General features: G+C 65.5%; 8 protein-coding genes. 7 read left to right on the top strand and 1 reads right to left on the bottom strand.

Features of this window, described 5'->3' with window-relative positions:
* Positions 1 to 35: 35 nt before the first annotated feature.
* A complete protein-coding gene (tnpA, locus tag H8N03_RS12640) occupies positions 36 to 368 on the bottom strand; it encodes an IS66-like element accessory protein TnpA (RefSeq protein ID WP_187076533.1) in 333 nt (110 codons plus the stop codon).
* 518 nt (positions 369 to 886) lie between these two features.
* Here tnpA and H8N03_RS12635 point away from each other — a divergent pair.
* From H8N03_RS12635 to H8N03_RS12605, 7 genes are all read left to right on the top strand, one after another.
* Entirely contained in the window at positions 887 to 2,221 is a 1,335-nt protein-coding gene (locus tag H8N03_RS12635) for a reverse transcriptase domain-containing protein (RefSeq protein ID WP_354005116.1), read from the top strand.
* A 245-nt stretch (positions 2,222 to 2,466) separates the two neighbouring features.
* Complete coding sequence (locus H8N03_RS12630) at positions 2,467 to 3,777, top strand: hypothetical protein (protein WP_187076531.1); 1,311 nt, start codon at positions 2,467 to 2,469, stop codon at positions 3,775 to 3,777.
* The gene (locus tag H8N03_RS12625; protein WP_187076530.1) at positions 3,774 to 4,463 is read left to right on the top strand and encodes a hypothetical protein; all 690 of its coding nucleotides are present in this window, start codon (positions 3,774 to 3,776) and stop codon (positions 4,461 to 4,463) included. Before H8N03_RS12630 ends, H8N03_RS12625 begins: the two co-directional genes overlap by 4 nt.
* A gap of 3 nt (positions 4,464 to 4,466) precedes the next feature.
* A complete protein-coding gene (locus tag H8N03_RS12620; protein ID WP_187076529.1) occupies positions 4,467 to 7,277 on the top strand; it encodes an ATP-binding protein in 2,811 nt (936 codons plus the stop codon).
* A 4-nt stretch (positions 7,278 to 7,281) separates the two neighbouring features.
* Positions 7,282 to 8,517, top strand: coding sequence for a toprim domain-containing protein (locus H8N03_RS12615; RefSeq protein ID WP_187076528.1), 1,236 nt, complete (start codon positions 7,282 to 7,284; stop codon positions 8,515 to 8,517).
* A gap of 129 nt (positions 8,518 to 8,646) precedes the next feature.
* A complete protein-coding gene (locus H8N03_RS12610; protein WP_354005115.1) occupies positions 8,647 to 9,345 on the top strand; it encodes an NYN domain-containing protein in 699 nt (232 codons plus the stop codon).
* Between the two features lie 161 nt (positions 9,346 to 9,506).
* The gene (locus H8N03_RS12605; protein ID WP_187076526.1) at positions 9,507 to 10,766 is read left to right on the top strand and encodes an IS256 family transposase; all 1,260 of its coding nucleotides are present in this window, start codon (positions 9,507 to 9,509) and stop codon (positions 10,764 to 10,766) included.
* Positions 10,767 to 11,071: the final 305 nt, after the last annotated feature.

The following is an 11,071-nucleotide window of genomic DNA, read 5'->3' as shown; positions in this document are numbered from 1 at the left end:
CGGTTCGACTGCCAGCCAGATCGCCTCGATGCGGATCACTTGAGCAGCTCGCTCATCCACACGGCGCACTCCGCCGCTGCGCCCGCGGGCCACGTGACCGCCATGCGCGTCGCGCCGTGCTGCAATTCGATGCGGATGTCCGCTGCGGGGCTGGGGGCAGGCAGTGCCAGAGGAACAAAGCCGGCAGCCGGAGAGGGCTCGATCTGGCCGGCGGCCTGCCGCCGCCACTTGTGCACGACGTTGGCATTGATGCCGTGCGACATCGCCACGCTCGCCACCGAGGCGCCGGGCTGGTCGCACTCGGTCAGGATTTGTGCTTTGAGCTCCTTGCTGTGACGCCGGCGAGGGAGCTTCCGGTGATCTGTCATGGTGTCCACCTAATTCTTGATGGACGCCATCCTTCCCGTCTATTCCGCAGCGCTCAAGGGTGGGATGGCCGGACGCTTACGAATTTCGTAGTCTGGGTCGCTTTCGACGAGGCGGTCACATCCAGCTGATTTGTGATTGGGGCTACTGGCGCGCCTTGCACGCCGTCGCAGCAGGATGCTATCCTCGCATCACTGCCTTAGAGGCAGAACGGAACGCCTCAATTTGCGGCCTCGGCTGCGCCTCGGGGGATTCGGTGTCAAAGCCGGATCAACCAAATGGAAACTTACTTTTACTAGGTTTCGTTCCGTGGGGAGCCCGAGCTTGTCTCGGGCTCTTTGTTTTGCGGGGGCATATGAGCTTAGAACTGCAACTTAGAGAACGGCTTGTCGCAGAGTGCGAAAGATGGATTGAGAGGCACCATGCGTATCACAATCACCTGAACTCGGAGTGGCTCCGGAACAAGGCTCGCATCGCCGACGCGCCCCCAAAAGTCGTCCAGGTCCCAGAGTATTGGGATGTGGACCGCAAGTTCAACCCGTTCTACGTTCGTAGCAACGCGAGTGCTATTGCTCGCTCCATTGCAGGAAAGATCCGGTCTTCCACTTACAGACCGCACAAGCCGTTTCAGAAGACGATACCTAAGCCCGGCGGTGGACAACGAGAATTGACGGTGTATCAGATTCCCGACGCGGCAGTCTCGGGGTACTTCTATTCCCGCCTACTTGCTAAGAACCGGCATCGGTTTAGCTCATTCTCGTATGCGTACCGCAACGACCGCAATGTGCATTTCGCTATCCAGGACATTGCTGTCGACTTGGCGCAGAACGCGCGCACGTTCATCGCCGAATTCGATTTCTCGGATTTCTTCGGTTCGATTAACCACGAATACCTGCTGTCTCAGCTTCACGAGAACGGCTTCTTTGTTAGCGACGAAGAGAAGGCCGTCATCAAGGCATTTCTGCACGGGCGCGAGCAAGGGATTCCGCAGGGCACCTCACTGTCTCTTTTTCTGGCCAACTTGGTCTGCTGGCGTCTAGATAAGTCCTTAGAGAAGGGAGGCTTGAAGTTTGCGCGTTACGCGGATGACACGGTCATTTGGAGCCCTAGCTATACAGCGATTTGCGAATCATTCAACATAGTGAATGCGTTTTCCCTGGAGGCGGGCGTTCCAATTAATCTGAAGAAGTCTGAGGGCATAAACTTACTTTCGAGGGAGGGATTGTCGTCGGAAATCGCATCTAAGGGTAGCTTCGATTTTTTAGGGTATTCGATCTCTGTTGACAAGATCTCTGTTAAAATTAAGACAGTTCAGCGGATCAAGAAGCAGATTTCATACATTCTCTATCGGAATCTATTGCAACCTCTAAAAACTGTCCCTCTCGGCGCCATGATCATTCCGGCGAACGATCGAGACAAAGCACTACTGGTCGCTATTAGTCAGATTCGGCGCTACCTATATGGCGGCCTATTGCACAGGGAAATGTGGGCCTACATCAAGGGGCGGAGGAAAACTCTGCACTTCAAGGGGGTGATGAGTTTTTATCCTCTACTAAACGACGAGGCGCAGTTGCGGGCCCTAGATGGGTGGTTGGTATCCGTTGTTCACCGCAGCGTTCAAGCGAGGTCAAAGCTTCTGCTAAGTCACGGATTTGACCGCCGCCATTCATTCCCGTTCAATGTTAGACGCGACGATCTAGTGGCCAAGTACCGAAAGAAGCGGATAGGCGGGAAGCGCCTCTTGGAGATGCCAAGCTTCCAGCTCGTATTTAAGGCGCTGGAGCGTGGACTGCTAGAGAGTGGTATCGAGCGCGTTATGCATCCTGAATCATCGAAGTATGGTTACGGCGCGTAGATCGAGGTTTGCACCCGGCGCGGTGATAAAAATTGAATACGCCTTCTCTGAAAATCTGTCACCGACGCGACGGATGCGATGGAGACTTGACCTAGCTGCCATGTCCGCTTCCGGCCGGCCAAGAGCGGACATAGGTGCGGGGCACCGTCCGCGGAGACCACGCCGGCGCTAGCGTCGACCCGTGCTCGTCGCCCGCGCAGCCGTCCTTGGGGACGCCCTGTCCAGCGTCGGGCACAATCCCGCCCATGCCTGATCCTCAGCAGTACGAAGACCAGGACTCCGGCAGCTACGAGGCGTACTTCCGAGATCCGTCGCTGGCGACGGAGGCCCCGCTCGCCTGGGCGCTGCAGCAGCGGCTTGAGGTGGTCGACGCGGTACGCGGCCTGCTCAGCGGAGCTCAGGCGGCCGCACGGCTGCGCCTGTGGTGCTTCATGGAACTGGCCAGCCAGCCGCAGGGCCGGCTACTGCGCGAGGACGTCAACCAGCTATTCCACGTGCTGCGGCCCGAAGCACTGGAGATGGTGCTCAAGCGCCTGCGCGAGCTGGGTGTGCTCGTCTGGGACCCCACGGCGCAGGACTATCACCTTTCTCCGCTCGCGCAGCAGGTGCATGCGCTCTTGGCGCCCCTGACCAAGGAGAGCGCCGGGGACGATGACGAGATGGCGTCGCTGCTGGCGCAGGTAGCCGGCGCGCAGGCGCTGGGCCTGGCCGATGCCAGCCAGGTGCGGCACCTGCACGCTCAGCTGGCGCGCCTGCACGACGACTTCGCGAACGCCATCGCCAGCGGCTCCGAGGCCTTGCTGCGCGCGGCGCAACCCCGCTTCGACCGCGCGCTGGCGCTGGTAGAGCGCGCTGGCGAGGCGTTGACGGCGCTGATCCGCAGCGACTTCGAAGACCCGCGCTTGGAAAAGGAAGCTCGCGCGCTCGGCCAGGGCCAGGCGCGCCTGCTCTCCATGGCAAGCCAATTCACCCGCGCGCTGCAACAGGCCGACCGCCAGCGCGTGACCCTGGGCAGCACCGGCGTTACCAGCTCCGACGTGCGGCGCTGGCTGCAGCAGCATCCGGCGCCGCACGAGTTGCTTGGCGAGGCGCTTGCCGCCGGCGTGCGGCCGGTGTTCGTGAGCCAACACGACCTGGTGGATGTTGCCGAGGGCGAGTTCGAGCGAGACCGACCCGACCCGCTGCGCTCCACCGGCCTTCCGCCGCCCGCCGCGGCCGCCGCCGGCACCATGGAGACGTTGCGCATGCCCCAGGAGCTGGAGGACCTCATTACGAAGCTGGCCGCCTGGAGCACTGAGCCGCGGCAGCCGGATGCGCAGCAACGGCCCGTGCGCGACGCTGTCGTCGGTGGCCGCTTCGCGCAGGCCGCCTACCGCCTGCAACTGCTGCCGCTGCTAGGCGACGCCCAGGCGCGCACGCTTCAGGGCCAGACCGGTGACCTGGCACGCGCACCCTGGCGCGCCGTGTTGACCCCGCAGGTGGAAACTGTTGCCGACGCGCATGTCGCTGCCGTCAGCACAGGTCATCTGCATCCCGAACGAGATTCCCCGCCATGAATGCCCCTCCCGACGACGCCGCCCTGCTGGCGGCGGAGCTGCTTGCCCGCCGCTGGCTGCCGCGCCAGCATCCCCGCGTCAAGCGCGCCCTGGTCGATGCCGACCTGTGGCAGGCCGTGCAGGACCGCTTGGCGCAGGTGGGCCTGAGACTCGTGGACAACATCCATGCCGACCATGTGACGGTTGCCCTGATGCGCGGCGCGGAGAGCGCCGTGTTCGGGGAAGGCGGTCTGGACGGCAGCAACAATATCGAGCTGCCGCGTGACGCGGTCTCGCTACTAGTGGTGCTGTGGTCGCTGATCGTGTTGCCCAAGCGCGAGCGCCAGGCCGCCCGCGCCGCCGCTGCCGAGAGCGACGGCCAGGGTGAGATGTTCCGCGCGGACAAGCCGCTGCCCACTGCCGCATCAGTGAGCCCCATCGTGTCGTACAAGGCGCTGCTGGCGGACTTCGGCAACCAGTTGGGCAAGAAGGTGCGCCTTGACAACAACCTGCGGCGGCTGGAGGCGCACGGCTTCATCGTGCGGCGCGGCGACGACATCGGGGAGGGGCCCCTGCTGGACCTGCTGCTGGAGTACGACGCGCTGGCACCACGGATCCTGGACGGCGCGCTGGGCGACGTGCTCGCGCAGAGGCGCAAGGAAAGCGCGGAAGAGGGCGGGGCCGCCATGCAGGGACAGGAGGGCTGACGCGTGTTCCACCTGCAAAGCCTCGAACTGCTGCACTGGGATTACTGCCAGCGCCTGTCGCTGCCGCTGGACGGCGCGATCATCACGGTAGCCGGCCCCAACGGCTCGGGCAAGACGACGCTGCTGGATGCCATGCGCACGCTGCTGGGGCTGGAATGTTCCGGCGGGCGCAACTACAAGACCTATGCACGCCATGCGAACGCGGACACCGCCTGGCTGCGCGCGGTAGTGGAAAACCGGCCGCGCAGCCGCCAGGCGTCGAGTCGGCCGTTCGCGCGCAACCTGCTGTACTCCGACCAGGTCACGCTGGCCTGCCGCATCGAGCGCAACGGCGGCGACTGGGTGCGCAAGTACCTCATGGTGGAGGGCGACGAGCCCGTCGAGAAGCTGGTGGACCGCCCCGAGAAGGACTGGCTGGGCATCGAGCACTGGCGCAAGCGCCTGGAGGGCGCGGGGCTGTCGCGGGCCATTGCACGCGTGTTGGCCCTGGAGCAGGGCCAAACGGACCGGCTGTGCGAGTACTCGCCCAAGGAGCTGCTGCGCCTGGTTTTTGACGTCTTCGGCGACCAGGAGGGGCTGGACCGCTACGAGGAAGCGCGCCAGCACCAGCGCCAGCTGGCCGAGGAGGTGGCGGCCGCCGAGCGCGATCTCGCCCACGGCGAGGCGCAGCTCGCGCACCTGGAGGGCCGCGTCAACCTGTACCGCCAGCACCAGGCCAAGCTGCGCGAACGCGAGACCCTCGCCACCGAGGTGGTGCCGGTGCTGACCTGGGCGGAGGAGCGGCTGGACATCGCCGCGCGCCTTCGCGAGCTGCACCGGCAGCGCGTGCACCACGCCATGGAGGCGCGACAGCGCCGCGACTACCGGCACAAGCTGCTGGCCCTCGCGCAGGAGCGCGACCAAGCTGCCGATCGGGTGCGCCAGCTGGAGTCGGACAAGGGCAGCGCGCAGGCCGCGCAGCAGCAGGCCCGCGACGCCGAACGACCGGTGGAGGAACTGGTCAAGCGCGCCGACGAACTGCAGGCGCTGGCCGCGGTGGAGGGGGACGCAGCGCAGCTCGCCCAGCGACTGCGCGAGCTGGAGGAACGCAAGTCGCAGCTGCAGGCGAAATGGCACGAGCTCTCCACGCAACGCCGCGCCGCCCAGGAGGCGCTGGATGGGCTGCAGGGCCAGCGACAGGCTCCGCCGCCATCTGACGTGGCGCGTTTCCTGCGCGTGCTGCGCCAGGAGAACATCGCCCACCACGTGATGGCCGACGTCATCGAGATCACCGACGAGCGCTGGCGCGCCGCCGCCGAAGGCGTGCTGCGCGGCGCGCGCTGGGTGGTGGTGCTGGGCGAGCGTGGCGACGAGGCGCGCGCCATGGGGCTGGCCGAGCGCGAGCGCTACCGGCACTACCTGGTGGCCGACGCGGCGCCGGCGCCCGCCAAGGCCGACCCGCACAGCCTGTTGGCGGTGCTGCGCTTCTCCGCGCCCGCACCGGCTTGGCTGCTGAAGCAGCTGGCGCTGATCCGGCGCGTGGAGAGCACGGCCGACGGCGTCAAGGCCGGTGCTGAGTGGATCACGCCCGACGCCTATTGGCGCGACGCGCGCGGCGGCCGCAGCGTGTGGGTGGACCCGGCCGACCACCAGTTCGGCGCGGCGGCTCTGGCCTCGCGCAAGGAGTCCATTGAGCGGCAACTGGCCGGCCTGGACCGCGAGCTGACGCAGGTTGCGGAGCAACAGCGCGACGTGGGCCGCCAGCTGACGGCGGCCATCGAAGCAAGCAAGGGCCACCGCGCCGCCGAGGAGCTGGCGCGGTGCAGCGACGACTTCGCCCAGGCGCGCCTGCAGCTGCCCGCGCTGAAGCAGGCCCGGGTGGAAGCGAGCCGCCGCTGGCAGGCGCTGGACGACGCGCACAAGCGCGCCGTCATCGCGCAGACGCAGGCGGAGGCCGCCTACCGCGAGACGCAGAACAAGCTGTCCGACAGCGAGCGTGCGGCCGAGAAGTTTGAACGGGAGTGGAAGGAGCGACACGACGTGCAGCGCAGCCGCGCGGCGGAATCGCACGCAACCAGGCGGCGCTTTCCGCCTCGCTGGATCGCCCGCGACAAGCTGGAGGAACTGCGCCGCCACTACACCAATGCGACCCAGGCGCGGCTGCGGCAGGAGGGCATCGAGGGCGACCTGGCCAACGGCCAATGGGAAACGGACGCCACCGTGGAGGAAAAGGCCACGCTGATGCGCGCGGCCGTCGCCGGCCAGCAGGGCGACCTGGAGCAGCGCAAGTCGAGCAACGAGGCCGCCCGCATTGCCGTGGGCAACGCCCGCGAGCGCTACATCGACGTGCTGCGTGCCACCGTGCGCCGCTACCGCAAGAACCTGATCGAACTGGGCCAGCTGGCCGGCGTGGAAGTCACGGCGGACCTGCCGCATCTGGACAACGACGACACGGTGCTGCGCCAGGCGGAGCTGAAGGTCAGCTTCAACTTCGACGGCAAGGGCCAGATCGGCCTGAACGACGGCGAGGCCTCGGGCGGGCAGCAGGTGATTAAGTCGCTGATCCTGCTGGTGGGGTTGCTGAAGGACGACGAGACGCCGGGCGGCTTCGTCTTCATCGACGAGCCCTTCGCGCACCTGGACGTGCGCAACATCCAGCTGGTGGGCCACTTCCTCAAGTCCACGCGCGCGCAGTACGTGCTGACGACGCCGATCACGCACAACGTGGAGGTGTTCGAGCCTGCGGACATCACGCTGGTGACGGCGAAGAAGCCCGCCGGCGCCCGCTGGGCCCCGCCCATTGGCGTGCTGCAGCGCCGGGTGGAGGTGACTTGAGATCATGAGCGCCGGCGGCCCGGTCTGGATAGCCACGCCCAAGGGGCGGGGTGAGCGGTTGCGGCGGGCGGATGCGCCGGTGCCGCAGGAGCTGTCGGTGGAGGCGCTGCGCCATCGCGCCATCTGGGAGCGCTGGGTGCGCGGCGAGCGGCAGGCCGCGGCTCGAGGGACGCTGTTGAAGGAGGCGGCCGATGCGGGGATCGAAGCCGCCGAGGCAGCTTGCGAGCTGCTGCTGCGGGAGGGCTGGATCGAACGGCGCGAGCGGCTGCAGGGCGGGAGCTGGCAGTGGGATCGCGTGGTCTGGCGAGACCTGGAGCGATTGCAGCGCCTGCTGGGCGTCGCCGGACGGCAGCAGCGGGAGACCGAGCGGCGGGAAGCCATCGCGGAGGCGAAGGAGTGGTTGCGCGGGCGTGCGGACACCAGCCAGCCCACCGCTCTTGACGCGGACCTGCTGGATGAACTGACGCGGGCAGTGCGGCAGCTGGAAAGCGATGGCGCGCTGCCTCTGGAGACCTTGCGCTTGCGCTTGACCTTGTTGCGTGCAGTGGCGGACTGGCACGACCGCGGGGAGCAGGGCATGCGGCGCGATTTCGCTCTGCGTGCGCTCGGGGATACGAAAGCACTCGGCGCTGCGGACTGGCGCTGGCTGGAGGCTGCATTCGACCTCGAGCGGCTGCGGATCGCACAGTTCGCGCCGATGTTTTGGATCGCGGGCGAGGCGAGTTTGTGGTGGGGGGAGCGGCGCATCGATCTAAGCCCGCTGCATTGCCTTGGCGTTCCGGTGGAGGACGTGGCGCGGACGGAGGCGTTCGGCCCGGTGGCGCGTTATTGGCTCATCGAGAACCGGACCAGCTTCGAGCGCCAGGCGCGCGGGTTGCCCGCCGGGGTGGTGCTGCTGTGGATGCCGGGTCGGCCTTCGTCTGCGTGGAGCGAGGCCGTGGAGCACCTGCTGCGGTTGGCTCCGGCACCGGCGTGGATCAGCGCGGATGCGGACCCGGCCGGTGTGGATATCGCATGCAGCGTGGGTGCGATGTGGGATGCGCAGGGGAGCGCTTGGGATCCTCACCGCATGGGCATCAAGGAGTTACAGGAGAGTTCGCAGCGGTGGCGGCTGAACGAGCACGACGAGGCGCTATTAGACCGACTGCGTGCTCGCGAACAGCTGCCCAAGGAGCTGAGAGATCTGTGCGACTTCATGGCCATGCACGGTCGGAAGGCGGAGCAGGAGGGATGGCTGTGAGTCCACTTTGCAGTTGCTCCCGTGAGCGTTACCTGCGGGCTAAAGCTTCGGCGCTTCAACCGTGCTTGGGGCTATGCTGCTGACATAGGAGGCTCAGGGATGGCAAACGGGGAAACAGTGCGGCTCGCCGTGCTCATCGACGCGGACAACGCCACTTCGGGTGTTATCAAGGAGCTGCTCGAGGAGGTCACGAAGTTTGGCACTCCCACGATCAAGCGGGCGTACGGCGACTGGACCACGCAGAACTTGGTCGGGTGGAAAGATCGGCTCCACCGGCACGCAGTCCAGCCAATGCAGCAGTTTGCCTATACAAAGGGCAAGAATGCTACAGACAGCGCACTCATCATCGATGCGATGGACTTGCTTTACGCCGGCAACGTAGACGGTTTTTGCATCGTAGCCAGCGACAGCGACTACACGCGTTTGGCGACGCGACTGCGGGAGGCGGGCAAGCTAGTCCTCGGCATGGGGGAACGCAAGACGCCGGAGGCATTTATTGCCGCCTGCGACCGTTTCATCTTTGTCGAAGTTCTGAAGCCAACGGAGGCGGCCCAGCCCCCGCAAGTTGAGGGAGTGCCGGAACTCAAAGGCTTGCTTACACATGCAGTGCAGGAGACCTTGCGAGATGGTGAATGGGCATCGCTTGCAGCTATCGGCTCGTACATCGGCAAGAACAATGCGTCCTTTGATCCGAGGAACTACGGCTTCAAGAAACTGGGAGAGCTTGTTCGAAAGCAGCCCTACTTGGAAGTGAAGGAAACGCACGAGGCGTCTGGCTTGCTGTTTCTGCAGGTTCGGTTGCGTAGTAGCTTGGGTGTAGAGCGGTAGGCCAGATCATCGACCTGAAACGCTCGTGCACGAAGTACGTCGGCATCACCGCAGCGGGCTCAAAGCGGGTTGTCATTACGCCTCACAGGTCAGGAGGGGAGGCGCAGCGAGAGTGTCAGAAATTCCGTGTGTGAGGCATACCATGTCGACAAGGAGCATGAGTGCCACGCAAACCGAAGGCCGCTGGGGCGGCCAAACCTGACACCCCGCAGATCCCGCAGGAGTTGCTCGAGAAGCTGATCCCCGGGCCGGTCACGCCGGCGGAATTCGAGGACATCTTCCAGCGCTTCAAGAAGGCGTTCATGGAGCGCGCGCTGGGCGCGGAGATGACGCAGCATCTGGGCTACAGGGCCGGCGAGGCCAAGCCCGAGGGCACCCGCAATCACCGCAACGGCAAGGGCAGCAAAACGGTGCTGACCGACTCCGGCGAGGTCACCATCGAGGTGCCGCATGACCGTAACGGCACGTTCGAGCCGCAGCTGATCGGCAAGCACGAGAGGCGGTTCACGGGCTTTGACGACAAGATCATCGCGATGTACGCGCGGGGCATGTCGGTGCGCGAGATCCAGAAATTCCTGGCCGAGATGTACGCGGTGGAGGTTTCGCCCGACCTGATCAGCCGGGTCACCGATGCGGTCGTCGAGGAGGTCACCGCTTGGCAGTCGCGGCCGCTGGAGCCGGTCTATCCGGTGGTTTTCTTTGACGCCTTGCGAGTGAAGATCCGCGAGGACGCGGTCGTGCGTAACAAGGCCGTCTACCTGGCCTTGGCCGTTCTGCCCGACGGCACGCGCGACATCCTGGGCCTGTGGATCGAGAACACCGAGGGCGCGAAGTTCTGGATGAAGGTCTTCAACGACCTCAAGACCCGGGGCGTCGAGGACATTCTCATCGCCGTCACGGACGGCCTCAAGGGCATGCCCGAAGCCCTGGAGGCGACCTTCCCGGCTACGACGCTTCAGACCTGCATCGTCCACCTGATTCGCAACAGCCTGGATTACGCGAGCTGGCGCGATCGCAAGGCTCTTGCCGCTGCCGTCAAGCCGATCTACACGGCCGTCAGCGCCGAGGCCGCCGAAGGGGCCCTGGAAGCCTTCGAGAGCCGCGAGTGGGGCCGCAGGTACCCCACGGTAGTCGCCGCTTGGCGACGGGCCTGGGATCGGGTCATTCCGTTCTTCGCGTTTCCGCCAGACGTTCGGCGCATCATCTACACCACCAACGCGATGGAGAGCGTCAACGCGCAGGTGCGAAAGATCATCAAGACCCGCGGGCACTTCCCCAGCGACGAAGCCGCGACCAAGTTGATCTGGCTGGCCCTGCGCAACATCACCGCCGAGTGGAGTCGGCCTGCCTACAACTGGAAATCAGCGATGAACCAGTTCGCCATCCTCTACGGCGATCGATTCGTCAGAGGAGTTTCGTAAGATCGAGGACCGACTTTCCCACCGCGTCGGTCCGTTCGTCGCAAGCGCCGACCGTCGCCGTGGAAAAGTCTCAGCGCCTTGCACACGGAAATTCGGACACTCCCGGCGCAGCAGCGCCTCCCATTTCATTCTTGCCTGTTGTTAGTATCCGCTAGCCGTTTTCACCCAGCCGCGCGGCACCGGTACCAGCATCGCCGCGACCCTTCCCCGACGGTCCCTTTGCGGTGTGGCCAGCCGGCCAGCCTCCGGGCCCGCCGTATCCGCGGCCGCTCTTGCCGCCCGCACCGCCAGCCTTCCCACCTCCC

The organism is Ramlibacter cellulosilyticus (assembly GCF_014297465.1).
Classification (GTDB): domain Bacteria; phylum Pseudomonadota; class Gammaproteobacteria; order Burkholderiales; family Burkholderiaceae_C; genus Ramlibacter; species Ramlibacter cellulosilyticus.
This window is presented reverse-complemented; position numbering and strand designations above follow the sequence as displayed.